The sequence below is a fragment of the Streptomyces sp. NPDC060232 genome (assembly GCF_042726555.1).
Taxonomy (GTDB): domain Bacteria; phylum Actinomycetota; class Actinomycetes; order Streptomycetales; family Streptomycetaceae; genus Streptomyces.
The window spans coordinates 305,358-331,586 of the sequence record NZ_JBHXAG010000003.1 but is presented as its reverse complement, the minus strand read 5'-3'; the positions used below and the strand labels follow the sequence as shown (position 1 = coordinate 331,586).

Genomic DNA, 26,229 nt, shown 5'->3' with positions numbered 1-26,229 from the left:
CGGCCAGACGGACGATCGGAGACCCCGTGTCGACAACAGCTGATGCCATCCGCTCCGCCGACGCGCACAGCGCGCACAACTACCACCCGCTGCCCGTCGTCGTCGCGTCCGCGGAAGGCGCGTGGATGACCGATGTGGAAGGCCGCAGATACCTCGACATGCTCGCCGGGTACTCCGCGCTCAACTTCGGGCACGGCAACCGCCGTCTGATCGACGCCGCACGCGCCCAGCTGGAGCGGGTCACCCTCACCTCGCGCGCCTTCCACCACGACCGGTTCGCCGACTTCTGCACCGAACTCGCCGCGCTGTGCGGCAAGGAGATGGTGCTGCCCATGAACACGGGCGCGGAGGCGGTGGAGACGGCGGTGAAGACCGCCCGCAAGTGGGGCTACGAGGTCAAGGGCGTCCCGGACGGCCACGCGAAGATCGTGGTGGCCGCCGACAACTTCCACGGGCGGACCACGACGATCGTGTCCTTCTCCACGGACCACGACGCCCGCGACCACTTCGGCCCGTACACGCCCGGCTTCGAGATCGTCCCGTACGGGGACCTCACCGCGCTGTCCCACGCCGTCACGGAGAACACCGTGGCCGTGCTGCTGGAGCCGATCCAGGGCGAGGCGGGGGTGCTGGTGCCGCCCGCCGGATACCTGGGCGGCGTACGGGAGCTGACCCGCGAGCGGAACGTGCTCTTCATGGCCGACGAGATCCAGTCGGGGCTCGGCCGGACCGGGAAGACCTTCGCCTGTGAGCACGAGGGGGTCGTCCCCGACGTCTGGATCCTCGGCAAGGCGCTCGGCGGCGGCGTCGTGCCGGTGTCGGCCGTCGTCGCCGACCGGGACGTGCTGGGGGTGTTCGGGCCCGGCCAGCACGGGTCCACCTTCGGCGGGAACCCGCTCGCGTGCGCCGTCGCGCTGGAGGTGATCGCGATGCTGCGGACCGGCGAGTTCCAGCAGCGGGCCACCGAACTGGGCGACCACCTCCACCGCGAGCTGGGCATGCTCGTCGGCGGGGGCGCCGTGACCGCCGTGCGCGGCCGCGGGCTGTGGGCGGGCGTCGACATCGACCCCTCCCGCGGCACGGGCCGGGAGATCTCCGAGAAGATGATGGAGCGGGGCGTGCTCGTGAAGGACACCCACGGGTCGACGATCCGCATCGCCCCGCCGCTGGTGATCACCAAGGAGGACCTGGACTGGGGGCTGGAGCAGCTCCGGTCGGTGCTGTCGGCGTAAGGGCTGTCCCGTAATCCCCGGCGGGCGCGCGGCGCCGGCTACGGCACCTCGCCGCGTTGTCGGAAGCGCCCGCATACGCCCAGTATGAAGACGCTCCTCCGCCTTGCGATGCACCGCATCCGACGCCGCGCGCTGATCCGCCAGGGATTGCGGGACAGCCCTTGGCGGTCCGGCAGCGGATCCTCAGAGGATGACGTGGGGCAGGAAGCGGGCGTACTCGTCCGTGACCGGCCCCGCCGATTCGCGGATCCCGAGCCCCGCCGCCTCGTCCTCGACGACCCACGCACCGAGCACCACCCGGTTGCCGTCGAAGTCGGGCAGCGGGGCCAACCCCTGGAAGCAGTACCGCTCCCCCGGCTGCGGTACGAACGGCTCGCCGTCCGGACCCGGCTCGTGCAGGGTGACACCGGCGCCCTCACGGCCGAGGAGGGGCTTGGCCACATAGCCTGCCGAACCGGGTTCCGCCAGCTCGCGCGGGCCGTCGAGGTAGGCGGGCAGCAGGTTCGGGTGCTCCGGGAAGAGCTCCCACAGGATCGCGAGCAGCGCCTTGTTGGAGAGCAGCATCTTCCACAGCGGCTCGATCCAGCAGGTGGTGCCGGAGCCGCCGCCGTGGTCGTAGGTGCCGAGGACCTGCGGGCCGAACTCGTCCGTGGCCAGCCACTCCCACGGGTAGAGCTTGAAGCAGCTGCGGATGAAGCGGAGCTTGTCGTCCACGAACCGGCCGGACAGGCTGTCCCAGCCGATCTGCTCGACGGACAGGGCGTGGGTCTCCAGGCCTGCCTGGTCGGCGGTCTCCTGGAGGTAGGCGACCGTCATCAGGTCCTCGCCGAGCTCGTCGGTCTCGGAGTGCGCGAAGTGCAGCGGGCCGGGCGCCAGCAGCTCCGCCTGGCGGCGCCAGGCGTCGACGAGGCGCTCGTGGAGGGAGTTCCACTGGTCGGCGCCGGGGAACCGCTCCTCCATCCAGAACCACTGCGGGCTGGCCGCCTCCACCAGGGAGGTGGGGGTGTCCGCGTTGTACTCCAGCATCTTGGCCGGGCTGCCGCTGCCGTCGTAGCGCAGGTCGAAACGGCCGTAGAGGGAGGGCTGTTCGGCGCGGCGGCGCCACGACTCGGTGATCAGCGCCGCGAGCTCGGGGTCGGTGATGCCGAGGTCGGCGAAGCGGTCGTGCTCGACGATGTGCGCGGCCGCGGCCAGGCACATGGCGTGCAGTTCCTCGACGACGTTCTCCAGCGCCTCGATCTCCGGGAGGGAGAAGGAGTAGTAGGCGCTCTCGTCCCAGTAGGGGCGCAGCGAGTCGTCGGGGTAGCGGGTGAGGGGGTAGATCAGCCCCTGCTCCTCGACCGTCTTCTGCCAGCCGGGGCGGGGCTCGATGGTGTGCCGCTGCATCGTGTGATCAGCCGCCGCTGGAGCTGGAGTGGCCGCCGATGCCGCCGCGGGTGACGGCGGACTTGTCGAAGCTGCCGCCGGTGACCTTGCCGTTGCTGACGTGGCCGCCGTAGTAGTACGCGCCGGTTCCGCCGGTCTTGCACTCCTTGCTGTTCAGGTGGTTCAGCGTGGAGCGGGACGCGCAGCGGCGGTCCGGTTCGTCGCTGCTGCCGCAGGCCACGAGGGTGGCCGCGAGCAGGCCCATGCCTCCGAGGGCGACGGCGCCTGAGCGCATACGGCGCTGGTTGGTGCTGCTGATGTCCATGTCTGCTGCTCCCCCTGGGGCCTGGCGTGCTCCCGACAGACTAGAACGGGGTCCCCGGCCGATGGAATCCGGCCGCCGTGAGATCCGTGACCTAGAGTCAGTTCGTGCTGATTGGGATGATTTGCGCCCTGGGCGCGGCGGTGTGCTTCGGCACGGCGTCCGTCCTGCAGGCCGTCGCGACGCGGGCGGTGGAGCCCGGCAGCGGGTCCGGGGTGGACGCGGCGCTGTTCCTGCGGGCCGCCCGGCAGTGGCGCTACGTGCTGGGCCTCGGCCTGGACGCGGCCGGATTCGTCCTGCAGATCATCGCGCTGCGGCATGTGCCGATCTACGTGGTCGGGGCCGCGCTGGCCGCCAGTCTGGCGGTGACGGCGGTGGTCGCGTCGCGGCTGATGGCGGTGCGGCTCTCCCCGGCGGAGTGGTGTGCGGTGGGCACGGTGTGCGTGGGGCTGCTGATGCTGGGGCTCTCCGCGGGGGAAGAGGGCACCGGTACGGGTTCGCCCGCGCTGAAGCTGGGACTGCTGGGGGTGGCGGTGCTGGTGCTGCTGGTCGGGGCGGTGGCGGGCGGGCTGCCGGACGGGCCGCGAGCCCTGGTCCTCGGCCTGGGGTCGGGCACGGGCTTCGGCGTGGTGGAGGTCTCCGTGCGGCTCACCGACTCGGTGTGGGACTTCGCCAACCCGGCCCTGTACGCGCTCCTGCTGGGCGGCGCGGCGGGGTTCCTGCTGCTCACCTCGGCGCTGGCGCGCGGCTCGGTGACGGTCGCGACGGCCGGCCTGGTGCTCGGCGAGACCATCGGCCCGGCGGTGGTGGGCGTGGTCTGGCTCGGCGACCGCACCCGGGAGGGCCTGACGTGGCTGGCGGTGACGGGCTTCGCGGTGGCCGTCGCCGGCTCCCTGGCCCTCTCCCGCTTCGGTGAGCCGAAATCGCCGCGTTCGAGCCCCGCCGGCGTTTGAGGCGCGGGGGGCCGGGGGGCGGAGCCCCCCGCGGCGGTGGCGCGCCCGGCTCGGTCACGGCAGTGAGGCGGCGAGCGCCGCAAGGGTCGGCGACCAGGCACTGTCCGACGGGGTCCCGTAGCCGACGACCAGCGCGTCCCGCGGCGCGACCTCCGCCTGCGGGTGGCGGAAGGCGGAGAGGCCGTACAGGGCCAGGTCCTGCCAGGCCGCCGACTGCAGAACCGACCGCTCGGTGCCCGCCGGGAGGTCCAGCACCGCGTGCAGGCCCGCCGCGATCCCCGAGACCCCCGCCACCCGGCCGGCCACCGCCGCCACCAGCTCGTCGCGCCGCCGCCGGTAGCGCAGCCGCATGCCGCGCACGTGCCGGTCGTACGCCCCGGACGCGATGAACTCCGCCAGCGTGAGCTGGTCCGGCGCGCTGGAGGTCCAGTCCGTGTACCCCTTCGCGGCGGTCACCTCCTCCACCAGGCCCGGCGGGAGCACCATCCAGCCGATCCGCAGTCCCGGGGCGAGGGACTTGCTGGCCGTGCCGAGGTAGACCACCCGGTCCGGGTCCAGGCCCTGGAGGGCCCCGACCGGCTGCCGGTCGTAGCGGAACTCGCCGTCGTAGTCGTCCTCCAGGATCAGTCCGCCGGTGGTCCGGGCCCAGTCGACCGCCGCCGCCCGGCGGGCCGGGGTCAGGGCGGCGCCCGTCGGGAACTGGTGGGCCGGGGTCAGCAGCACCGCACCCGCCGCCGCGGTCAGCCCGCCCGTACGGGCCCCCTCGCCGTCCACCCCGAGCGGCCTGGTCCGCAGCCCCGCCCGCACCAGCACGTCCCGGTGGAAGTCCAGGCCGTACCCCTCCACGGCGACCTCCCGCACCCGCCGCGCCCGCAGCACCTCCGCGAGCAGCTTCAGCCCGTGCAGGAACCCGGCGCACAGCACGATCCGGTCCGGGTCCGCGTACACCCCGCGCGCCCGCGCCAGGTAGCCGGCGAGCGCCCGCCGCAGCTCGACGCGGCCGCGCCCGTCGGTCGCGTAGCCGAAGGCCTCGTTCGGGGCGGCGGTCAGGGCCCGCCGGGCCGCCGACAGCCAGGCCGCGCGCGGGAAACCGCCCAGGTCCGGGGTGCCGGGGATCAGGCTGTACGCGGGCCCGCTCCGCGCGGGGCGGCGTACGGGGGCGGCGGTCGCGGCCCGGCGGGGGCGGGCCCGTTCGGCGACCCGGGTGCCGGAGCCCTGGCGGGCCGTGAGCCAGCCCTCCGCGACGAGCTCGGCGTACGCCTCGGCGACCGTGTTCCGCGCGATGCCCAGGTCGGCCGCGAGGGTCCGGGACGACGGCAGCCGAGTGCCGGCCGCCAGCCGCCCGCTGCGCGCGGCCTCCCGCAACGCCTCCGTGAGCCCGGCCCGCAGACCGCGCCCGGCGGAGAGGTCCAGATGCAGGTCGGCTCCGAAAGTGGCCCAAGGATCCGTCATGGATATGGACCATACCGGCGGGCCGCCTCGCTCCTAGCGTGGATCACATGACGACCACCGCCGAGAACCGGCAGACCCAGTCCCCCGCCCACGACCACGCCCCCGAGCACACTCCGCGCATGCACATGGCGAAGCTCGCCCCCGAGGTGTACAAGGCCGTCCTGGCCCTGGAGCTCGCCGCCCGCAAGGGCCTGGAGCCGTCCCTGGTCGAGCTCGTCAAGATCCGGGCCTCCCAGGTCAACCACTGCGCCTTCTGCCTCGACATGCACACCAAGGACGCGCTCGCCGCCGGTGAGAGCGTCGAGCGGATCGTGCAGCTGGCCGCCTGGGAGGAGTCGCGGCACTTCTACACCGAGAAGGAGCTCGCCGCGATCGAGTTCACCGAGGCCGTCACGGCCCTGACGGAAGGCTTCGTGCCCGACGAGGTGTACGCGAAGGCCGCGGCGCACTTCGAGGAGCGCGAGCTGGCCCAGCTGATCGCCGTCATCGCGACGATCAACGTGTGGAACCGCATCGGTGTCACCACGCGCATGGTGCCGGGCCACTACAAGCCGGGCCTGTACAAGAGCTGACCGGGCTGACCGGGCCCGGCCGGGACGGGAGGCCGGCCGGCCCGTCAGCCGGTCGGCCGGAACGCCGCCAGCGCCGCCGCGTGGTGGTCCTGCGTGGCCTCCCACTCGGCGACCGGGCCCGCCGTCAGCAGCGCCCACTTGGTGCCGTCCGGCGCGAGGAAGACCCGTTCGACGCCCCGCCGCACCCCGCGCGACTCCTCGCTGTCGTACTGGTAGACGAGCTCCGCCGCACCGGAGCTGCCGGGCACCGGGCCGACGCTGATCTCCTCGTACCCCCGGGTGCCGCCCCGCAGGTAGGTGGAGGCCTGCCTGACCGCCTGGAGCGGGCTGAGTTCCGGCTCCGACACCCGGAACACCTGGATCAGCGCGCTCCGGTCGGCCGAGCGGTAGAAGACCCCTTCCTTGAGCTCCTCGCGTGCCCAGCCCGCCGGAACGGCGATGGTGAAGCCCGCCGCGTCCTGCTTCGTCTCGTGGGCTCCGGCGCCCGGCCCGCTGCCGGTGGGGCTCGGGGTGGGCGTCCGGGTCGGTCCGGCAGTGGTGGACGGGGCGGCGGTGGCCGTGGACGCGCCGTTGCCGGACCCCGTCGGAGCCCCCGAGGTCACCGTCCCGTTCTTCTCCCCCGTGTGGTCCGCGTCGCCCGTGTCCCGGGCCACGAACCACACGGCCGCCGCGCCGATCGCCACGGAGGCGACCGCGATGCCCGCCGTCGCCGGGGTCAGCCACCGGCCGCGCGGCCGGTCGGCGGGCCGGGGACCGGGCGGCGGCGGCACGGGCGGCGGTTCGTACGCAGGTGCGGGCGCGGTCGGCGGCTGCGGCGGGAGCGGCGGCAGGCCCTGGACGGTGCCCGGCGGGGACCCGGCCGGAGGATGTGCCGCAGGCCCGGCCGGGGCCTGGTCCGCCACCCAGCGCTGCGCCTGCGCGTCCCAGCGGCGCGGGCCGGACGGCGGCTGTGCCGGAGCCACGGATCAGCCCCCCAGCGCGCCGAGCAGGCTGCCCAGGGCAGCGGCCGCGCTCACCGACTCCACCAGCGGGGCCCACCGCTGCAGCGCCTCGCGCAGCCGGGTGACCAGGCCGGGCCGGATCGCCTCGGTGCCCTCCAGCTGCTCGGCGACCCCGTCCAGTTCGGCGTCGAGCGCGGTCCGGTCGGCGCCCCGGGGTGCCTCCCGTACGAGGGCCTCGCGCAGGGCGAGCACCGCCTCCAGCAGCTCCGCCGCGCCGGGCGCGTCCGCTCCCGTACCGCCCTGGTGGACGGTGTTCGTGTTGTTCGAACCGCCGACGCTGACCGCGCTGCCGTGGATGTTGCCGAACCGCACGGTGGGCTCCTGCGCTCCCCCGTCACCTGTGGCCATGGCTCCCCCTGTGTGTGCTGTTGTGGTTCCCGGTGCCGCCGACGCTGATCGAGCTGTTGCTCACGTCCCCGAAGTGCGCGTTGATGTGGACGTCGGCCTGGCGTGCGAAGGCCTCGGTGTACCAGCCGTTCTCGTCCAGGACCACGGTAATGCCGGCGACGATCCGGTCCTGAATGGTTTTCAGATACCGGTCGAGGTCCATGAGGTGGAACAGCGATCCGTTGTCCTGCGCGGCGAGTTCGCGCACCGACGCCCGCGGCCCCTCCGGGCGCGCCCCGCCGTGGCCGGCGGTGACGATCCGCCACCAGCTCGCGATGCCGCGGCCCAGGGTGGCGAGGGCGGCCGTGAAGGAGGCGGGCGTGTGCCGCAGCGCCCAGACGGCCTTTCCGAACCGGCTGTTGTTCAGGTAGCGGTGGGCGTCGGCGTCCGCGTTGTGGAAGGCGACGTGGACGGGCAGCAGCACGTGCGGCGCCACCTCCACCATCATCATCCCGCCCTGGGTGTGGACCCGTACGAACACGGTGACGACGAGGTTCTCGTCCCAGCCGCCGACCCGGACGCGCAGGAAGTAGCGGCGGCGCTCGCCGCCCTCCTCGACGGCGGCGGCCCGGTGCGCCTCGAAGTCGGCCCGCAGGTGCGGGCCTTCGTCGCGGTGGTCCAGGCCGCCGCCCGGCAGGAACACGCAACTGTCGACAACCAGCTCGCGCAGGCGGTCCAGTACAGCGGCCTCAGCCTGCGGCGAGCCGTGCGGCGAGGGCACCCGCAGCTGGTCCAACAGGGGCACGATGCCCGCGATGATGCGGGCGTTGGTGAGCGGCTGCGGTTCGCGGCCGGGTTCGAGGTCCTCGCGGGGACGCAGCTCGAAGGACACCTGCCAGGGCCGGTAGGCCTCACCGGCCCCGACGAACGGATCGTTGATGTCGTACAGGACCATAGGCGAGTGCTGCTCGTGCAGGATGCGCTGCCGTACGCGGGCGAACCGTACGCCCTGCTCCGCTTCCGCCGGGTCGGTGGAACGGTGGGCGTACCGCTCCCGGTTGAGGTCGGTGGCGATGGTCCGGGCGACGTGGCCGCGCTGGAGTCCGACGACGGTGACGACCGCGGCGAAGACCGCCGGGATCCATCCGAGGACGAAGCCGGCCGCCGGGCCGCCGATGCCCTGGGAGAAGAGCAGCGCCCCGAGTCCGACGGGGCCTTCGTCGTCGTCTCCGAAGGCGCCGAGCAGAGCCAGCCAGATCCCGAGGACGAGGACTACGATGACGGCCAGGTTCCACCAGGCGTAGAGGCGCACGACGAGGGCCAGCAGGCGCGGAAGCAGCCCGGAGCGGGCCCTGAGCCAGCCGGCGAGGCTCAGCAGCAGGAACGGGAAGAGCACCACCACGAGGGCGCCCCCGGTGAGGAGGGACCCCGCGAACCAGGCGCCGAGTATGCCGACCGCCCAGCCGAGTTCGGCGCGGCGGGCGCGCAGGGCGTGGGCGAGGACGCGCGAGGCGTCGAAGCCGTAGGAGGGCGCGACGATGCGCTCCTCGTGGACGTACAGCTCCTCGATGACGCGGTCGCGGTACCCGGCGTCGAGGTAGGTGCCCGCGCACAGGAAGCGGCCGGCCTCGCTGACCGCCGGGTCGACGGGGGGACGGCCGGTGCGGGGGTCGTCCAGCGGGGCGCCTGGGTGCTGGCGGGGAATCGGGCTCTCGGTCACCGACCGACCTTAGATTTCCCTTACAACTTGCGACAGGCGTAATCACGCCAAAGCGCCCCGGCCTGTGGGGGCCGGGGCGCTTCGGTCGGTGCTCTGACGCCGAGGTGGCGCAAGGGTCCGCGCTCCTCGGTGAGGAGCGACGGATCAGATCAGGCCGAGCTCGCGGACCGCGTCGCGCTCCTCCGACAGCTCCTGGACGGAGGCGTCGATGCGGGCGCGGGAGAACTCGTTGACGTCCAGGCCCTGGACGATCTCGTACCTGCCGTCCTTGCACGTGACGGGGAAGGAGGAGATCAGGCCCTCCGGGACGCCGTAGGAGCCGTCCGACGGGATGCCCATCGAGGTCCAGTCGCCCTCGGCGGTGCCGTTGACCCAGGTGTGCACGTGGTCGATGGCGGCGTTGGCGGCCGAGGCGGCGGAGGACGCGCCACGGGCGTCGATGATCGCGGCGCCGCGCTTGGCGACGGTCGGGATGAAGGTGTCGGCGAGCCACGCCTGGTCGCCCACGACCTCGGCGGCGTTCTTGCCGGCGATCTCCGCGTGGAAGATGTCCGGGTACTGGGTCGCCGAGTGGTTGCCCCAGATCGTCAGGCGCTTGATGTCGGAGACGGCGGCGCCGGTCTTGGCGGCCAGCTGCGAGATCGCGCGGTTGTGGTCCAGGCGGGTCATCGCGGTGAAGCGCTCGGCCGGTACGTCCGGGGCGGCGGCCTGCGCGATGAGCGCGTTGGTGTTGGCCGGGTTGCCCACGACCAGGACCTTGATGTCGTCCGCGGCGTGCGCGTTGATGGCCTGGCCCTGCGGCTTGAAGATGCCGCCGTTGGCGGCGAGCAGGTCGCCGCGCTCCATGCCCTTGGTGCGCGGGCGGGCGCCCACGAGCAGCGCGACGTTGGCGCCCTCGAAGCCCTTGTTCGGGTCGTCGAAGATGTCGATGCCGGCGAGCAGCGGGAAGGCGCAGTCGTCGAGCTCCATGGCGGTGCCCTCGGCGGCCTTCATGCCCTGGGGGATCTCCAGGAGGCGGAGCTTGACCGGCACGTCGGCGCCGAGCAGGTGACCGGACGCGATACGGAAGAGCAGCGCGTAGCCGATCTGGCCGGCGGCGCCGGTGACGGTGACATTCACAGGAGTGCGGGTCATGGCCTTCTCCGTTAGACAGCTGGCGGTGGGGCGTCCCTGCCCCATGTGCTGGAGGACGCCGCTCCCCTGTAAATCTTGACGTGAAGAGACATCCGCGGTCAGGCTATCCGACCCGGGCGCGGCCCAACCCCCGGGTCCCTGTGGTGCGTGGCACACGCGCCCCGGCGTTTCGAAGGCGCGGCCCGTTCCCGGACTTCCATTCGACCGGGAGGATCCGCCCCGCCCGGCCCGCTCAGCGCACGGTGAAGCGGACCGCGCTCTCCAGGAACGGGATCTCCAGCAGCGGCCTGGGCTCCATCACCAGGGCGAGCAGCGTGATCGCCACGCCCAGCAGCCCGTAGGTGATCATGTCCGTGAAGCGGGAGCGCACCGCGAGCATCCCCACCGAGGGCAGCACGCGCCGCAGCACCGACGCCGCGATCAGGGCCACGCCGATCACCAGGCAGCCGGCCCGGGCCTGCCCGAGCGCCGTGGTCAGCAGCCCCACCGCGGTCGCGGCGAGCACGCTGAGCATCGGCCACTGGCGGGCGGGCGTGGACACGGCCCCCGGGACGGCTCGGCCGCTGCCCTCGGGACGGGCCGTGTCCCGCGTGACGGACGGGAAGCGGCGGGACTTGGCCGCGCCGCTCCCGTTCACGTGCTCGGCGCCCGGTTCAGCCCGCACGGCCGGCCCGCTCCGCCGCCTCTACGACGTTGACGAGCAGCTGGGCGCGGGTCATCGGGCCGACGCCGCCCGGGTTCGGCGAGATCCACGCCGCGACCTCGGCGACGCCGGGGTGCACGTCGCCGACGATCTTCCCGGCCCCGTCGCGGCTGACGCCCACGTCGAGCACCGCCGCGCCCGGCTTCACGTCCTCGGGCTTGACCAGGTGGGGGACCCCGGCGGCGGCGACGATGATGTCCGCCTGGCGCAGCAGCCCGGAGAGGTCGCGCGTACCGGTGTGGCACAGCGTCACGGTGGCGTTCTCGGACTTGCGGGTCAACAGCAGGCCGATGGACCGCCCGACGGTGATCCCGCGGCCGAGGACGACGACGTGCGCCCCGTTGATCTCGACGCCGTGGTGGCGCAGCAGTTCGACGATCCCGTACGGGGTGCAGGGCAGCGGGCCCGGCTCGTTCAGCACGAGCCGGCCCAGGGAGGTGGGGTGCAGGCCGTCGGCGTCCTTCAGCGGGTCCATCAGCTCCAGGACCCGGTTGGTGTCGATGCCCTTGGGGAGCGGGAGTTGGACGATGTAGCCCGTGCACTGCGGGTTGGCGTTGAGTTCCCGCACGACCTCCTCGATGTCCTCCTGGGAGGCCGTCGCGGGCAGTTCGCGCTGGATGGAGGCGATGCCGACCTCGGCGCAGTCCTTGTGCTTGCCGTTGACGTACCAGCGGCTGCCCGGATCGTCGCCGACCAGCAGGGTGCCGAGGCCGGGGGTGGTGCCCCGGGCCTTCAGGGCCGCCACACGGGCGGTCAGTTCGGACTTGATCGCGGCCGCGGTGGCCTTGCCATCGAGAATCTGGGCGGTCATGCCTCCATCCTCCCGGATGAGGTGGCCCTGGTTCCAGTCAAGGCGCTCGCAGGACCTCAGGATTCATTGCACTTGCACAACAAGTGACCGCCTGTATGCCAACCGGCTGGACAATGACTCGCCGGTCCGACGACGATGAAAACGACTGAGTACCGCGGGCAGTGCCGGGGGGCGGACCGCACCGTGCAGGATTCCTCCGCGCTCATTGCCGTGCGTCCCCGCATTTCCACGGAGGAACACCCCAGATGAGTTTCGGCGACCCGCACAATCCGTACGGACAGCAGCCGGCGCAGGGCCAGCCCGGTTACGGCTACCCGCAGCAGGCCCCGCAGGGCATCCCGCCGCAGGGCGGCTACGCCTACCCGCAGCAGGCCCCGCAGGCCTACCCCGGCGGCCCCGCCGGCTACCCGGGAGGTCCGGGCGGCTACCCGGGCCCCCACATGGAGATGCCCGGCGGTGTGAAGGCGGCCCGCGTCATCCTCTTCGTCCTCGGCGGCCTCCAGGTGCTCGGCACGCTGCTCGCGCTGGTGGGCGGCGCCCTGTTCGCCGCCGCCTTCTCCGGCTCCGGCGACTCGTACGGCAGCAGCGCGGACGAGGCCGCCGCCGTCGGCGGTGCCGTCATCTTCGTCATCGTGGCGGTGGGCCTGGCCTTCTCGCTGTGGGCCATCCTCACGGCCGCCAAGCTCGGCAAGGGCCGTGGCGGGGTCCGCGTCTCCGGCATCGTCTACGGCTCGCTGCTCGCCCTCTTCAGCGGCCTGGGCCTGCTCGTCAACCTGGTCGCGATGGGCGGCAGCGGCACGCCGGTCGGCGGCATGATCCTCGCCCTGCTGCTCAACGGCCTCATGACCGGACTCGGCATCTGGATCGTCGTGGGCCTCGCCAAGGCGGGCGACTACTTCCGGCGCCCGCAGTACTGAACCGGCTGCCGTCCGCACACGGCGAAGGCCGCGACCCGCAGTGCGGGTCGCGGCCTTCGCCGTGTCGGGGGGAGCGGGACTCAGTGGAAGAAGTGCCGGGTGCCGGTGAAGTACATCGTCACGCCGGCCTTCCGCGCGGCCTCGACGACCTGCTCGTCACGGACCGAACCACCGGGCTGGACCACGGCCTTGATGCCGGCGGCCGTCAGGATCTCCAGCCCGTCCGGGAAGGGGAAGAAGGCGTCGGACGCGGCGTACGAGCCCTGCGCGCGCTCGGCGCCGGCCCGCTCGACGGCGAGCTTCGCCGAGTCGACCCGGTTGACCTGGCCCATGCCGACGCCGACCGAGGCGCCGTCCTTGGCGAGCAGGATCGCGTTCGACTTGACGGCCCGGCAGGCCCGCCACGCGAAGGCCAGCTCGGCGAGCTCGGCCGGGGACAGGGCGTCACCGGTGGCCAGGGTCCAGTTGGCCGGGTCGTCGCCCTCGGCCTGGAAGAGGTCGCTCTGCTGGAGCAGCGCACCGCCGCTGATGGGCTTGAGGTCACCCGGCTGGTGCGGGGTCCCGTCGACCTTCAGGACGCGGATGTTCTTCTTCCTGGCCAGGATCTCGACCGCCCCGTCCTCGTAGCCGGGGGCGGCGATGACCTCGGTGAAGATCTCCGCGACCTGCTCGGCGAGCTCGACGGTCACCGGACGGTTGACGGCGATGACGCCGCCGAACGCCGACAGCGGGTCGCAGGCGTGCGCCTTGCGGTGGGCGGCGGCGACGTCATCGCCGACGGCGATGCCGCACGGGTTGGCGTGCTTGATGATCGCGACGCACGGCTCTTCGTGGTCGTAGGCGGCGCGACGCGCGGCCTCGGTGTCCACGTAGTTGTTGAAGGACATCTCCTTGCCGTGCAGCTGCTCGGCGTTGGCGAGCCCGCCCGGCTGCCCGTCCGTGTAGAGGGCGGCGGCCTGGTGCGGGTTCTCGCCGTAGCGCAGGGTGGACTTGCGCTCCCAGGCGCCGGCGAGGAACTCGGGCAGCGCGCCCTCCTCGCCCTCCGGGGCGTACGCGTTCGTGAACCAGGAGGCGACGGCCACGTCGTAGGCGGCGGTGTGCTGGAAGGCCTCGGCCGCCAGCCGCTTGCGGGCGGTGAGGTCGAAGCCGCCGCCCTGGGCCGCGGCGATGACGTCGGCGTAGCGCGCGGGGCTGGTGACCACGGAGACCGACGGGTGGTTCTTGGCGGCGGCGCGGACCATCGAGGGCCCGCCGATGTCGATCTGCTCGACGCACTCGTCGGGAGTGGCACCCGACCGGACGGTGGCCTGGAACGGGTACAGGTTGACGACGACGAGGTCGAAGGGCTCGACGCCCAGCTCGGCGAGCTGGTTGCGGTGGTCCTCCAGGCGCAGGTCGGCGAGGATGCCGGCGTGCACGCGCGGGTGCAGGGTCTTGACCCGGCCGTCCAGGCACTCGGGGAAGCCGGTCAGCTCCTCCACCTTGGTGACGGGCACCCCGGCAGCGGCGATCTTCGAGGCGGTGGAGCCGGTGGAGACGAGCGCGACGCCCGCCGCGTGCAGGCCGCGGGCCAGCTCTTCCAGTCCCGTCTTGTCGTAGACGCTGATGAGAGCACGCCGGATCGGCCGCCGGGTCGTGGTCGGGTCGTTGCTCGCTGCGGTGTCTGCGGCGGTCACTGGATTGTTACCTTTCGTCCCTCAATGCGGTAGCCGTGCCGGGCCAGGCGCCCCACGACATCGACGAGCAGCTTTCGCTCGACTTCCTTGATGCGCTCATGCAGAGCGGCTTCGTCGTCCTCGTCCCGGACCTCGACCACACCCTGGGCGATGATCGGACCGGTGTCCACGCCGCTGTCGACGAAGTGGACCGTGCAGCCGGTGACCTTCGCGCCGTAGGCGAGCGCGTCCCGTACGCCGTGGGCTCCGGGGAAGGCGGGGAGGAGGGCGGGGTGGGTGTTGACGAACCGGCCGCCGAAGCGGTCGATGAACTCCTTGCCCACGATCTTCATGAAACCGGCCGACACGACGAGGTCGGGTGCGTACGCGTCGGTCGCCTCGGTGAGGGCGGCGTCCCACTCGACGCGGCTTGCGTAGTCCTTCACCGGGCAGACGAAGGTGGGGATCCCGGCCTTCTCCGCCCGCTCCAGGCCGGCGATGTTCGCGCGGTCGGCTCCCACGGCGACGACTTCGGCGCCGAAGCCCTCGGATCCGCCGGGGTGGGCGTCGATGGCGTCGAGCAGGGCCTGGAGGTTGGTGCCGGACCCTGAGACCAGCACGACCAGGCGGGAGGCGGCCATGGGAGGCCCTTTCTCGCGGAATTGCGGTGTTCGTCTTCGTGTGGTCATACGAATCTTCGGGGTACCGATATACGGGGAACCATACGAAGCCGCCGACCGCCTGCAACGATACCGGCACACCGGACGGCCCCCGAGGGACGGGGGGACGGGCGGGCGGTAGCGTCTGGCCTACAAGCCGCAAACTGGCCTGCCTCGCCTCGATGTCCTCGCGACGTCCACGACACAGGGGAAGTAACACACCCGATGCCGGACCGCCGTCAGCCCGACTCCCCCACCGACGACAACCCCTTCGCGGCCCCGCCGGAAGGCCGGCCCGACCAGCCGTGGCAGCCGCGCAGCGGCGGTGACGGCGGGAACGGCGACGGGACCGGCCCCGGGGACTCGGGCGGGCAGCGGGGTCCGGCGCGCTGGGACCCCACCGACCCGATCCAGCGCCGCGCCCGGTACGCGCTGCTGGCGGGCATGTGGGGCTTCTTCTTCGGGATCTTCGGGATCCCCTCGGTCGGCCTGCTGCTGGGCGCGCTCGCCCTGTACTGGGGGATCAGCGCGCTGCGCGGCAAGCCGGCGGCGGCCGTCGGCGAGCCGGGTGCCCCGACGGGCCTGGACGCCCTCGGCCCGGCGGCCCGCCCCCAGCGCACGGCGGCGGTGAGCGGACTGGTCACCGCCTCACTGGCGATCCTGCTGGCGATGAGCTCGTACGCACTGCAGCTCGCGTACAAGGACTTCTACGTGTGCCGCGACGACGCCCTCACCAAGTCGGCGGAATTCCAGTGCAACACCCTCCTCCCGGACAACGTCATCGGCGAGGTCCTGAAGGTCCCCCGCTAGGGTCTGTATCGAGTTGCCCCGCGGAGCAAGGAACGGCGTTCGGTGCGTGCCCTCGGCGTGCCGGGCGTCACGACGCCGCGGGGCAACTCGATACAGACCCTAAGCCCCCTCCAACGGCCGACGCCCACCCCATCCCCGGCGCCCCACGCCCACCCTCGCCCCACCCCGACCCCGCCGCACCCTTCCAGCCCCGCCGCACCCTCCAGCCCCGCCGCACCCTTCCAGCCCCGCCGCACCCTCCGGCCCCGCCGCACCCTTCCAGCCCCGCCGGCGTTTGAGGCGCGGGGGTGCGGGGGCAGCGCCCCCGCAACGGCGCCGCACCCTGCACCGCACCCGGCACCGCACCGGCACGGCTACACGGACGGCTTCCGCCGAGCCAGCACCCGCACCCCGACCACCGGAGGAACGGGCGGAACCGGCAGGCCGGGCGGAACGGTCGGGGCAACCGGGGCCGGCCCCAGATCCAGCCCCGCCACCACGGTCACGGCCCGCCGGGCAGGAGAAGGCGCCGGCGCCGAAGCGCCCGAAACCGGCGGCACCGGCGACACCGGCGGAACCGGCGGAACCGGCGGAACCGGCGGAGCCACCGGCTCGGGCACCATCTCCGGCACCAGCGTCCCCGACGCCTTCCGCATCAGCTCCCACCGAAGCTCCCGCACCCCGCTGTCGTGCCACCCGCCGCCCACCGGGACATCCGCATCCGCGCCCCCCGCCCCCGGACCGGCCGCCGGGCGGTAGCGCCACGCATGCACCCCCACCGCCACCGGCACGGCCAGCACCAGCGTCCACGCGAGGGCCGCCGCACCCGTGGCCCACCACACCGGCCCGAACTCGGCCAGCCGCCGCGAGCCCAGCGGCCCCGCCGAGGCCGCCGCGAGCCCGGCCATCGTCAGGCCGCACACCACCGCGCCGAGGGCCGCCGTCAGCGCCGTCTCCCCGTACGAGACCTCCCGCGCCCGGCGTACCGCGAACCAGCCCACCGCCAGCCCCGCGACCACCGGCACCCCGACGGCCGCCCAGGTCAGCGGGGTGCCCGGGCCCGCGGGCGGGAGTGCCTCCAGCAGCGGGAACCGGGGCAGCGCGGGCGCGCCCGCGGAGCCGAGCGGGGTGGCCGTCACGCCGACGCCGAGGGCGAACCCGGGGCCGAGTGCGTAGGCCGCTCCCCAGACCATGGCGTTCGGGATCAGCGCGAGCGCGAGCAGCAGGACCGCGAACCGGCCCGACCACACCCCGGTCAACGACAGGAACGAGGCCTGCACCTGCGCCCCGTGCCAGGCGAGCGAGGCGCCGACGAGCAGCGCTCCGCCGCCCAGGAGTACCAGGGCCCCACCCGCGCCCGCCCGCAGCGCCAGCGCGTACCGAGGGCGCATGAACCCCCTCCGTACGCCCCTCGGCAGCCAGTTCGGCAGCGGTCCGAGCGGGCGCCCCTTGGCCCCCCACACGCCACCGGCCGCGGCCAGCACGGCGACCAGCGGAACGTGCCAGGCGGCGCTGATCGGGTCGGCCGGCATCGGGCCCCCGGTGGCGTACACCGTGGCGAGAGCCCCGACTGCGAGGTATCCGCACAGCACGGCCGAGAACACCGCCGTCGCGGGCAGCACCTCCTCGTCGCCCTCGTCGCCGGCGCCGCCCAGCCGGGCGGCCCGGCGCATGAGCAGGACGGGCAGCGCGACGAGGAGCAGAGGCGTCACACCGACGGGTGCCGGGACACCGGAAAGCGTCTCGTACCGCACCAGCTCGGTCCCGTGGGCGAGCAGCCACAGCCCGGCGGCGAGGTGCAGGGCCCCGCCCGGGCCGCTGTCCGGATAGGGGGAACTGATCCACAGGACGATGACGAGCACGGCGAGGAAGCCGAGCCCGAGTCCGGCCGCAACGGCACCGCCCACCACGCATGCGGCGGCGGCCGGCGAACGCCGCCGCACACCGGCTCGCGGGGCCGCCGGCAACCGGGTCCCGCGTTCGGTCACTTGGGTCACCCCGCCATGGTGCCAACGACACGCGCTATGGGCGGGTAACAGGCGAATGTCCGTGGTGTCGCCCAATATACGTTTATGTACTTTTTCGCTCAGGGCTGCCGGTTCGCGGGGAGTGCGGCATGACACGAAACGTCGAGGGCCTGCCCGCCCCGAACGAGCGCCGAAGACTGCGCGAAGCTGCGGAACTGACACTCGATGAGGTCGCGGCGGCGGTCGGCGTCGCCGCGGCGACGGTCCGCTCCTGGGAGTGCGGGCGCACCACCCCGCGCGGCCGCAAGCGCGACGCGTACGCGGGCTTCCTGGCCCGGCTCCCCGAACTGGCCGGGGCCGCGGACGCGACCGGTCCGCCGGGCCGGCCCGACCCGGCGGACCCGGCGGACCCGGCGGACCCGCTCCTGGTGGCGGTCGGGCCCGGGGCCGGGGCCGAGGGCGTTGCGGAGGCTCCCGACGGGCCCGCCGACGCCGGCGGGAGCGCCGACACCACCGCCGCCGGGCCCGCCGGGCGGCCGGCCACCCGGCCCGGCGTACGTCCCGTCGTCGATCCGGCCGAGGCCTTCGACACGCTCCACGACCTGGCCGCGCCCGCCCTCGCCCGGCAGGCCTACCTGCTCACCGGCTGCCGCGCGCTCTCCCTGGAGGCGGTGGACCGGGCCTTCACCCGCGCCTGGGACCAGTGGCCCGAGGTGGCCACCGACCCGGACCCGGTGGGCTGGGTGCGCACGATCGTGTACGACTACGCGCTCTCCCCCTGGCACCGGTTCCGGCGCTCCCACCGCCGGCCCGACCGGCCCCCGGCCGATCCCGCCGACCGGATCCTGCTCGACGCGCTGCTCGCCCTGCCCAGGATCCACCGTCGCACCGTCCTGCTCTACGACGGCGTCGGCCTCGACCTGCCCGACACCGCCGCCGAGACGGAGGCCACCACCCCCGCCACCGGCCACCGCATCCTCAACGCGCACGCCGACCTCGCCGCGCGGGTGCCCGAACTGGCCGACGTACCGGTCGAGAAGCAGTCCGCTGCGCTGCGCGAGCGGCTCGCCGCCCTGCGGCCGCCGTTCTCCCTCGACCCGCGCCCGGCGGCGGAGGTCCGCGGCGGCGGTGAGCGGCGCACCCGGCAGTGGACCCGGGCCACCCTGGGGCTGACCGCGATGATCGCGGCCGCCACCGCCTACACGGCGGCGACCGCCCCCACCCGGTACGACCCCCCGCTCGCACCCGGCGGGAGCGTGTCCGGTGTACCGCCGCTCAGCGGCCCGCAGCAGCTCACCGAACGGAGCAGGCACCTCCACGACAAGCTCCGCGCGGACCCGCAGGCGGGTCCGGCGCGCGTCGCCCCGAGGCTCGACTGAGACGACGTACGCGAACGGGCGTGGCCCGCACCCCGAGGAAGGGGTGCGGGCCACGCCCGTCTGTGCGGAAGGAGCCGGAGATCAGCCGTTCAGGATCTCGCGGGCCAGCTGCGCGGTCTCGGTCGGCGTCTTGCCGACCTTGACGCCGGCGGCCTCAAGGGCCTCCTTCTTGGCCTGCGCGGTGCCGGAGGAGCCGGAGACGATGGCGCCGGCGTGGCCCATGGTCTTGCCCTCGGGGGCGGTGAAGCCCGCGACGTAGCCGACGACCGGCTTGGTGACGCTCGATGCGATGAAGGCCGCCGCACGCTCCTCGGCGTCGCCGCCGATCTCGCCGATCATGACGATCAGCTCGGTCTCCGGGTCGGCCTCGAAGGCCTCCAGGGCGTCGATGTGCGTGGTGCCGATGACCGGGTCGCCACCGATGCCGACGGCGGAGGTGAAGCCGATGTCACGCAGCTCGTACATCATCTGGTAGGTCAGCGTGCCGGACTTCGACACCAGACCGATCTTGCCGGGCTTGGTGATGTCGCCCGGGATGATGCCGGCGTTGGACTGGCCGGGGGTGATCAGACCCGGGCAGTTCGGGCCGATGATGCGGGTCTTGTTGCCCTTGGCGGTCGCGTACGCCCAGAAGGCGGCGGAGTCGTGCACCGCGATGCCCTCGGTGATGACGACGGCCAGCGGGATCTCGGCGTCGATGGCCTCGACGACGGCGGCCTTGGCGAAGGCCGGCGGGACGAAGAGGACGGAGACGTTGGCGCCCGTCTTCTCCATCGCCTCGGCGACGGAACCGAAGACCGGGACCTCGGTGCCGTCGAAGTCGACGGTGGTGCCGGCCTTGCGCGGGTTCACGCCGCCGACGATGTTGGTGCCGTCAGCCAGCATCAGCTTGGTGTGCTTCATGCCCGTGGCACCGGTCATGCCCTGGACGATGACCTTGCTGTCCTTGTTGAGGAAGATAGCCATGTGAGTCTGTGACCTCTGCCCTTACTTCGCAGCCGCGAGCTCGGCGGCCTTGTCGGCCGCGCCGTCCATGGTGTCCACGCGCTGCACCAGCGGGTGGTTGGCGTCCGAGAGGATCTTGCGACCCAGCTCGGCGTTGTTGCCGTCGAGACGGACGACCAGCGGCTTGGTGACCGCCTCGCCCTTCTCCTCCAGCAGGGCCAGCGCCTGGACGATGCCGTTGGCGACCTCGTCGCACGCGGTGATGCCACCGAAGACGTTGACGAAGACGGACTTGACGTCCGGGTCCCCGAGGATGATCTCGAGACCGTTGGCCATGACGGCGGCGGAGGCGCCACCGCCGATGTCCAGGAAGTTGGCGGGCTTGACGCCGCCGCCGTTCTCGGACTTGTACGCCTCGCCGGCGTAGGCGACGACGTCCAGGGTGCTCATGACGAGACCCGCGCCGTTGCCGATGATGCCGACCTCACCGTCGAGCTTGACGTAGTTGAGGTTCTTCGCCTTGGCGGCGGCCTCAAGCGGGTTCGCGGCCGCGTGGTCCACGAACTCCTCGTGACCCGGCTGGCGGAACTCGGCGTTCTCGTCGAGCGAAACCTTGCCGTCAAGGGCGATGACCTCGCCGGAGGCGACCTTCGCGAGCGGATTGACCTCGACGAGGAGGGCGTCCTCCGCGATGAAGGTGTCCCACAGGGTCACGAGGACCTCGGCGACCTTCTCGGCGACCTCGGCCGGGAACTGCGCCAGCGCGACGATCTCGCGGGCCTTCTCGATGGTCACGCCCTCGTTGGCGTTCACCGGGACCTTGGCGAGCTTCTCCGGGGTCTCCTCGGCGACCTGCTCGATGTCCATGCCGCCCGCGACCGAGGCCATGGCCAGGAAGGTGCGGTTGGTGCGGTCGAGGAGGTACGAGACGTAGTACTCCTCGACGATCTCGGGAGCGGTCTCCGCGATCATCACCTTGTGGACCGTGTGGCCCTTGATGTCCATGCCCAGGATGTCCGTCGCGCGGGCGACGGCCTCGTCCGGGGTGGCGGCCAGCTTCACGCCGCCGGCCTTGCCGCGGCCGCCGACCTTCACCTGCGCCTTGACGACCGACTTGCCGCCCAGCCGCTCGGTGGCCTCGCGAGCCGCCTCAGGCGTGTCGATGACTTCACCGGCCAGCACCGGTACACCGTGCTTGGCGAAGAGGTCCCTCGCCTGGTACTCGAACAGGTCCACGCGCGTCCGTCCCTTGTCTTTTTAAAGATTCGCAGTGATTCGCGGTTGTCTGCTATCTGCGTGGGCGTGCCGCGGAGGGCAACGTGACGGCGCTGTCACAAGGAAGGCGCACACGGTGACCGTGGACGCGGCATGTCCGTCCGGCAGGTTATCCCCGTGGGGCGTGCGTCCCTAAATCGCAGATCACACCTGAGCGGTGATACCTGTCACAGAACACCTCACGGTTGAACTGGAAATTCGTGCGATCGGCCGATTCACACGGGGCGCCGGGACGGGCGTGTCGGAGGATCGTCAGGGGGCCGGCAGGGGCCTCTTCTCCAGCGCCGCGGCCATCACCTCCGGAAACAGGTCGGGGGTGCAGGCGAAGGCCGGCGCGCCGAGCGCGGCGAGGGCCGCGGCGTGCTCGCGGTCGTAGGCCGGGGCCCCCTCGTCGGACAGCGCCAGCAGGGTCACGAACTCGACGCCCGCCCCCTTCATGGCGGCGACGCGCCCGAGCATCTCGTTGCGTATGCCGCCTTCGTAGAGATCACTGATGAGGACGACGACCGTGTCGGCGGGCCGGGTGATCTTCGACTGGCAGTAGGCCAGGGCGCGGTTGATGTCCGTGCCGCCGCCCAGCTGGGTCCCGAAGAGGACGTCGACCGGGTCGTCGAGCTGGTCGGTCAAGTCGACGACGGCGGTGTCGAATACGACCAGGCGGGTGGCGATCGAGCGCATGGAGGCGAGGACGGCGCCGAAGACGGAGGCGTAGACGACGGAAGCCGCCATCGAACCCGACTGGTCGATGCAGAGGATCACTTCCTTCTTCACCGACTGCGCCGCCCGGCCGTATCCGATCAGCCGCTCGGGGACGACCGTTCCGTACTCGGGCAGGTAGTTCTTCAGGTTGGCCCGGATCGTGCGGTCCCAGTCGATGTCGCGGTGGCGGGGGCGGCTGATGCGGGCGGAGCGGTCGAGCGCTCCGGTGAGGGTGGCCCGGGTGCGGGTCGCGAGCCGCTTCTCCAGCTGCTCGACCACCTTGCGGACCACGGCCCGCGCCGTCTCCTTCGTCGTCTCGGGCATCGCCTTGTTCAGGGAGAGCAGGGTGCCGACGAGGTGGACGTCCGGTTCGACGGCCTCCAGCATCTCCGGCTCCAGCAGCAGGGCGGACAGCCCGAGCCGTTCGATCGCGTCGCGCTGCATCACCTGGACCACCGAGCTGGGGAAGTACGTCCGGATGTCCCCGAGCCAGCGGGCCACGTTCGGCGCGGAGCCGCCGAGGCCGGCCGAGCGCGCCGCCCCCGAGGCCCTGCGCGCCCCCCCTTCGCCGCCCCCGCCGTAGAGCGCGCCGAGCGCGGCGTCCATCGCCGCGTCCCGCCCGGTCAGCGCGTGCCCGGTCCCGTCCGCGTCTGGCCCGCCGAGCACCATCCGCCACCGCCGCAGCCGCTCGTCTCCGGCGCGGCCCTCCGTGTCCTGCCCCGCCGCGCTCATGTCCGTACCGCTCATCCGTCCGTCCCCCTGCACTCGTCCGTCCCCCTGCACTCGTCGTACTCGTCGCTCTTCGATTCGGCCCCGCCACACCCGGCCCCGCCGGCGATTGAGGCGCGGGGGCCGGGGGCAGAGCCCCCGCAACGGCGCCACACCCTCGGCACGGGCAATGGCCGCTCAGGCCGCCGCGACCCCGTCGGCAGACGCGAGCAGCATCCGGACCAGCTCCGTCACCGCGTCCGCCCGCTCCGCGTCCAGCTCGGGGGCGAAGCCCTCGGGGGCGTCGCCCGTCGACCGCGCCGCCGCCGGGCGACCAGGTCCGCGCCGGACCAGCTCACCCAGGCTCCGCCTGACCCCGGGCTCGTACGCCCCGAACGTCCGCCTCAGCAGCGGCAGCACGTCGGTGAAGGCACGCTCCGGCACCCCCACCAGCCAGGTGTCCATCAGGCCCAGCAGCCTGTCGTCGTGGACGAGCAGGGTGCCGCCGCCCGAACTCCCGCCCGCGAAGCCCTCGATCCAGCCCGCCGCGTCGGCGGGCGAGGCCGCCGGGGACAGTGCGAGCCCCATCAGCCGGGCCGTCTCCCCGGCCTCCAGCCGCCCGTCGTCGAGGAGGAGCCGGGTCGCCCTGCCGCGGATGACGCCCGGCACGGTGTCCCGGTCCGCCAGTGTCCCCAGCACCGCGGACCAGCGCTCCCGCAGCCCGTCGCCGGCGTCCGCCAGCAGGCCGACCGCTCCGTGCACGCCGTCCACGAGGCCGCCCAGCTCCGCCGCCGCGTCGGCGTCCAGACCGGCCGCGCAGGCCGGCGGGAGCGCGACGCATATCCGCTCGGCGAGCCCTGCCGCGACCGCGCCGAGCGCCGTCGCGTCGGTGCCCCGTACGTCCCCGTACCGCAGTGAACGGGCCAGCGCCGGCAGGGCCTTCGCGAGCCGGGCCACGTCGGTGTCGAGCGCGGCGCGGTCCGCGAGAGCCCGCAGTACGGCCGGCAGCGCCTCGGACAGTCCGGCGAGCAGGCACCTCTCGGCCAGGGCCGTCACCTCGCCCAGCTCCTCGGCGCAGGCGGCGTCCGCCTCGGCCTTGGCGGTGGCCGCGGCGAGGACGGTGGTGCCCCAGATGCCGGCCTCGGCCACCCGTACGGACAGTTCCGGCTCCCAGCGCAGCCGCCAGGTCTCCCGGAAGGTTCCGGTGCTGCTCCGGGAGGCCGCCGGGGTGCCCCAGCCGACGCCGAGCAGCCGCAGCCGGTGCAGCAGCAGGGACTTCGCCGTGTCGGTGTCCTTGCGCAGGTCGAGTTCCAGCGCGCGTTCCTGCGCCTCCGCCTTGAGGCGCAGGGAGCGCTGCTGCCGTGTCAGGTCCCGCTGGAGCGGGACGACGGGCGCCCCGTCCGGGACCTCGCCGAGCACGTCGCCGACGACGAGGCGGTCCTCGATGAGCGCGAGCGGTATGTCGGAGCCGTCGCACATCACCGCCCGGACCGATTCCAGGGTCTCCGTCAGGCCGGGCAGGGGCCGTCCCCGCATGGCGGCGAGGGTCTCGGCGAGCCGGACCGCTTCGATGACGTGCGCCGAGGACACCTGCCGGTCCTCCTCGCGCAGCAGGCCGGCGACCTTGGTCAGCCACCGCTCGACGGGCCGGTCCCGGGCCGAGAAGAGATGGGCGTACCAGCCGGGCGAGGTGATCCCGGCTCCGTACCCGCCGGCCCGGGCGAGCCGGCGGTGGGTCCACGGCACCCAGGTGGTCTCCACCTTGACCTTCGGCAGCCCGGTCAGCAGCGCCTTGTCGGCGGCCACGGTGGTCTTCGCCCGCAGTGCCGGGACGTGCCAGGCCCCGCACACCACGGCGTACCCGTCGCCGAACTCACGGCGGGCGGCCCGCATCCGCTGCCGCATGTACGCCTCGCGGACCAGGTCGCGGTGGTGGCCGCCGTCGCCGTACGTCTCGCGCAGGGCTGCCATGGCCTCCCCGAGCGCCTCGAAGGCGCCGAGCGCCTCCTCGCCCGCGCCGCCGGTTCCCCGGTGCTCGACCACGTCCTCCCACCAGCGCTCGGGGTCGTCGTACCCGGCGGTCTCGGCGAGCACCGCGAGCGGATCCAGCCGGACCGCGTCGGGCTCGGCGCGGTCCGGGTCCGCCTCCGGCTCACCGACACCGGCCAGCGAGTGGGCGGCGGGCAGGTCCATGAACCGGACCGGTACGCCGGCCTGCTGTGCCCAGCGGATCGCGACCCACTCCGGGGAGAAGTCGGCGAGCGGCCAGAACGCGGCCCGGCCGGGGTCGTCCGCGGCGTGCGCGAGCAGCGCCACGGGCGGCCGCATGCCGGGGTCGACGGCCAGTTCGAGCAGGGCGTCGCCCTCGGGCGGCCCCTCGATCAGCACGGCCGCGGGGCGGGCCGCGTCCAGGGCGGCCCGGACCGCGCGGGCCGATCCGGGGCCGTGGTGGCGCACGCCGAGGAGCAGCGGGCCCTGGCGGGCGGTGCTCATACGGTCACCTCCCGGCAGGCCCGGTAGAAGTCCTTCCAGCCGTCGCGCTCGCGGACCACGGCCTCCAGGTACTCCTGCCAGACGACCTTGTCGGCCGCCGGGTCGCGGACGACGGCGCCGAGGATCCCCGCGGCCACGTCGGAGGGGCGCAGGACGCCGTCCCCGAAGTGGGCCGCCAGGGCCAGGCCGTTGGTGACGACGGAGATGGCCTCGGCGGTGGAGAGGGTGCCGCTGGGCGACTTCACCTTCGTCCGGCCGTCGCCGGTGACGCCGTCGCGCAGCTCGCGGAAGACGGTGACGACGCGGCGGATCTCCTCCAGGCCCTCGGGCACGGCCGGCAGGTCGAGGGCGCGGCCCATCTGGTCGACGCGGCGGGCGACGATGTCGACCTCGGCGTCCGCGGTGGCGGGCAGCGGCAGGACGACGGTGTTGAAGCGTCGGCGCAGCGCGCTGGAGAGCTCGTTGACCCCGCGGTCGCGGTCGTTGGCGGTGGCGATGAGGTTGAAGCCCCGTACGGCCTGGACCTCTTCGCCGAGCTCCGGTATCGGCAGGGTCTTCTCGGACAGGACGGTGATGAGGGTGTCCTGGACGTCGGCGGGGATGCGGGTGAGCTCCTCGACGCGGGCGGTCATGCCCTCGGCCATGGCCCGCATGACGGGGCTGGGGACGAGGGCTTCGCGGCTGGGGCCGTGGGCGAGGAGCCGGGCGTAGTTCCAGCCGTACCGGATGGCCTCTTCCGGGGTGCCGGCGGTGCCCTGGACGAGGAGGGTGGAGTCGCCGCTGACGGCGGCCGCGAGGTGTTCGGACACCCAGGTCTTGGCGGTGCCGGGAACGCCGAGCAGGAGCAGGGCGCGGTCGGTGGCCAGGGTGGTGACCGCGACCTCGACGATCCTGCGCGGGCCGACGTACTTGGGTGTGATCACCGTGCCGTCGTCGAGGGTGCCGCCGAGCAGGTAGGTGGCGACGGCCCACGGGGAGAGCTTCCAGCGGGTCGGTCGGGGCCGGTCGTCGGCGGCCGCCAGGGCTTTCAGTTCGTGCTCGAAGGCGTCTTCGGCGTGCGGTCGCAGCGCCTCGGCGCCGATGCCGTTCTCGGGCTTGCTCATGGTCCCCCTCCAATGCTCCGCAGCCGCTCCCGACTGCTGCTCCCACGG

The 26,229-nt window shown here is 73.4% G+C and carries 23 protein-coding genes; 6 read left to right on the top strand and 17 right to left on the bottom strand.

Annotated features, from left to right (window positions below; translation table 11 throughout):
* The first annotated feature begins 26 nt into the window (after nt 1-26).
* Nucleotides 27-1,232 (top strand): ornithine--oxo-acid transaminase, encoded by a 1,206-nt coding sequence (gene rocD, locus ACFWFZ_RS07740; RefSeq protein WP_387118077.1) that lies wholly within the window; start codon nt 27-29, stop codon nt 1,230-1,232.
* A 183-nt stretch (nt 1,233-1,415) separates the two neighbouring features.
* Here the strand turns inward: rocD and ACFWFZ_RS07735 are convergent, their stop codons facing one another.
* Together ACFWFZ_RS07735 and ACFWFZ_RS07730 are read right to left on the bottom strand one after the other, a co-directional pair.
* Nucleotides 1,416-2,618 carry a glutathionylspermidine synthase family protein gene (locus ACFWFZ_RS07735; RefSeq protein WP_387118074.1) on the bottom strand — a complete coding sequence of 401 codons (1,203 nt, stop codon included), beginning with the start codon at nt 2,616-2,618 and terminating at the stop codon, nt 1,416-1,418.
* A gap of 7 nt (nt 2,619-2,625) precedes the next feature.
* Nucleotides 2,626-2,922 (bottom strand): hypothetical protein, encoded by a 297-nt coding sequence (locus tag ACFWFZ_RS07730; RefSeq protein ID WP_387118071.1) that lies wholly within the window; start codon nt 2,920-2,922, stop codon nt 2,626-2,628.
* A 116-nt stretch (nt 2,923-3,038) separates the two neighbouring features.
* Here ACFWFZ_RS07730 and ACFWFZ_RS07725 point away from each other — a divergent pair, with 116 nt between their 5' ends.
* Nucleotides 3,039-3,872, top strand: coding sequence for a hypothetical protein (locus ACFWFZ_RS07725; RefSeq protein ID WP_387118392.1), 834 nt, complete (start codon nt 3,039-3,041; stop codon nt 3,870-3,872).
* 54 nt (nt 3,873-3,926) lie between these two features.
* Here the strand turns inward: ACFWFZ_RS07725 and ACFWFZ_RS07720 are convergent, their stop codons facing one another.
* The gene (locus ACFWFZ_RS07720) at nt 3,927-5,324 is read right to left on the bottom strand and encodes a PLP-dependent aminotransferase family protein (protein WP_387118068.1); all 1,398 of its coding nucleotides are present in this window, start codon (nt 5,322-5,324) and stop codon (nt 3,927-3,929) included.
* Nucleotides 5,325-5,371: 47 nt separating this feature from the next.
* On the opposite strand from ACFWFZ_RS07720, the gene ACFWFZ_RS07715 reads away from it, so the two are divergent.
* On the top strand, nt 5,372-5,896 hold the full coding sequence (locus ACFWFZ_RS07715; protein ID WP_387118065.1) for a carboxymuconolactone decarboxylase family protein: 525 nt from the start codon (nt 5,372-5,374) through the stop codon (nt 5,894-5,896).
* A 44-nt stretch (nt 5,897-5,940) separates the two neighbouring features.
* Here the strand turns inward: ACFWFZ_RS07715 and ACFWFZ_RS07710 are convergent, their stop codons facing one another.
* From ACFWFZ_RS07710 to ACFWFZ_RS07685, 6 genes are all read right to left on the bottom strand, one after another.
* On the bottom strand, nt 5,941-6,858 hold the full coding sequence (locus ACFWFZ_RS07710) for a hypothetical protein (protein ID WP_387118062.1): 918 nt from the start codon (nt 6,856-6,858) through the stop codon (nt 5,941-5,943).
* A gap of 3 nt (nt 6,859-6,861) precedes the next feature.
* Entirely contained in the window at nt 6,862-7,245 is a 384-nt protein-coding gene (locus ACFWFZ_RS07705) for a hypothetical protein (RefSeq protein WP_387118059.1), read from the bottom strand.
* Nucleotides 7,232-8,944 carry a hypothetical protein gene (locus ACFWFZ_RS07700; RefSeq protein WP_387118056.1) on the bottom strand — a complete coding sequence of 571 codons (1,713 nt, stop codon included), beginning with the start codon at nt 8,942-8,944 and terminating at the stop codon, nt 7,232-7,234. The genes ACFWFZ_RS07705 and ACFWFZ_RS07700 overlap by 14 nt, the downstream gene beginning before the upstream one ends.
* A 144-nt stretch (nt 8,945-9,088) precedes the next feature.
* Nucleotides 9,089-10,078, bottom strand: a complete 990-nt coding sequence (locus ACFWFZ_RS07695) for a malate dehydrogenase (protein WP_387118053.1) — start codon at nt 10,076-10,078, stop codon at nt 9,089-9,091.
* A 232-nt stretch (nt 10,079-10,310) separates the two neighbouring features.
* Entirely contained in the window at nt 10,311-10,742 is a 432-nt protein-coding gene (locus ACFWFZ_RS07690; RefSeq protein WP_387118050.1) for a DUF3017 domain-containing protein, read from the bottom strand.
* Nucleotides 10,732-11,592, bottom strand: coding sequence for a bifunctional methylenetetrahydrofolate dehydrogenase/methenyltetrahydrofolate cyclohydrolase (locus ACFWFZ_RS07685; protein WP_387118048.1), 861 nt, complete (start codon nt 11,590-11,592; stop codon nt 10,732-10,734). Before ACFWFZ_RS07685 ends, ACFWFZ_RS07690 begins: the two co-directional genes overlap by 11 nt.
* 245 nt (nt 11,593-11,837) lie before the next feature.
* Here ACFWFZ_RS07685 and ACFWFZ_RS07680 point away from each other — a divergent pair, with 245 nt between their 5' ends.
* Nucleotides 11,838-12,509 (top strand): hypothetical protein, encoded by a 672-nt coding sequence (locus ACFWFZ_RS07680; protein WP_387118045.1) that lies wholly within the window; start codon nt 11,838-11,840, stop codon nt 12,507-12,509.
* Nucleotides 12,510-12,589: 80 nt separating this feature from the next.
* On the opposite strand, the gene purH is transcribed toward ACFWFZ_RS07680, so the two are convergent.
* Nucleotides 12,590-14,185 (bottom strand): bifunctional phosphoribosylaminoimidazolecarboxamide formyltransferase/IMP cyclohydrolase, encoded by a 1,596-nt coding sequence (gene purH, locus ACFWFZ_RS07675; protein WP_387118042.1) that lies wholly within the window; start codon nt 14,183-14,185, stop codon nt 12,590-12,592.
* A complete protein-coding gene (gene purN, locus ACFWFZ_RS07670) occupies nt 14,182-14,805 on the bottom strand; it encodes a phosphoribosylglycinamide formyltransferase (RefSeq protein WP_030030336.1) in 624 nt (207 codons plus the stop codon). The genes purH and purN overlap by 4 nt, the downstream gene beginning before the upstream one ends.
* A gap of 243 nt (nt 14,806-15,048) precedes the next feature.
* Between purN and ACFWFZ_RS07665 the strand changes: the two genes are divergently transcribed.
* Nucleotides 15,049-15,633, top strand: a complete 585-nt coding sequence (locus ACFWFZ_RS07665; RefSeq protein ID WP_387118038.1) for a hypothetical protein — start codon at nt 15,049-15,051, stop codon at nt 15,631-15,633.
* Between the two features lie 353 nt (nt 15,634-15,986).
* On the opposite strand, the gene ACFWFZ_RS07660 is transcribed toward ACFWFZ_RS07665, so the two are convergent.
* Nucleotides 15,987-17,609 (bottom strand): DUF6350 family protein, encoded by a 1,623-nt coding sequence (locus ACFWFZ_RS07660; RefSeq protein ID WP_387118035.1) that lies wholly within the window; start codon nt 17,607-17,609, stop codon nt 15,987-15,989.
* Between the two features lie 119 nt (nt 17,610-17,728).
* Here ACFWFZ_RS07660 and ACFWFZ_RS07655 point away from each other — a divergent pair, with 119 nt between their 5' ends.
* On the top strand, nt 17,729-18,958 hold the full coding sequence (locus ACFWFZ_RS07655; protein WP_387118032.1) for an RNA polymerase sigma factor: 1,230 nt from the start codon (nt 17,729-17,731) through the stop codon (nt 18,956-18,958).
* Between the two features lie 81 nt (nt 18,959-19,039).
* On the opposite strand, the gene sucD is transcribed toward ACFWFZ_RS07655, so the two are convergent.
* The 5 genes from sucD to ACFWFZ_RS07630 form a co-directional block, all read right to left on the bottom strand.
* The gene (sucD, locus tag ACFWFZ_RS07650; protein ID WP_387118029.1) at nt 19,040-19,924 is read right to left on the bottom strand and encodes a succinate--CoA ligase subunit alpha; all 885 of its coding nucleotides are present in this window, start codon (nt 19,922-19,924) and stop codon (nt 19,040-19,042) included.
* 21 nt (nt 19,925-19,945) lie between these two features.
* The gene (sucC, locus tag ACFWFZ_RS07645; RefSeq protein WP_387118026.1) at nt 19,946-21,139 is read right to left on the bottom strand and encodes an ADP-forming succinate--CoA ligase subunit beta; all 1,194 of its coding nucleotides are present in this window, start codon (nt 21,137-21,139) and stop codon (nt 19,946-19,948) included.
* A 291-nt stretch (nt 21,140-21,430) separates the two neighbouring features.
* Nucleotides 21,431-22,624, bottom strand: coding sequence for a VWA domain-containing protein (locus ACFWFZ_RS07640; RefSeq protein WP_387118023.1), 1,194 nt, complete (start codon nt 22,622-22,624; stop codon nt 21,431-21,433).
* Nucleotides 22,625-22,783: 159 nt separating this feature from the next.
* Entirely contained in the window at nt 22,784-25,078 is a 2,295-nt protein-coding gene (locus ACFWFZ_RS07635) for a DUF5682 family protein (RefSeq protein WP_387118020.1), read from the bottom strand.
* A complete protein-coding gene (locus tag ACFWFZ_RS07630; protein ID WP_387118017.1) occupies nt 25,075-26,181 on the bottom strand; it encodes an AAA family ATPase in 1,107 nt (368 codons plus the stop codon). Before ACFWFZ_RS07630 ends, ACFWFZ_RS07635 begins: the two co-directional genes overlap by 4 nt.
* Nucleotides 26,182-26,229 lie beyond the last annotated feature (48 nt).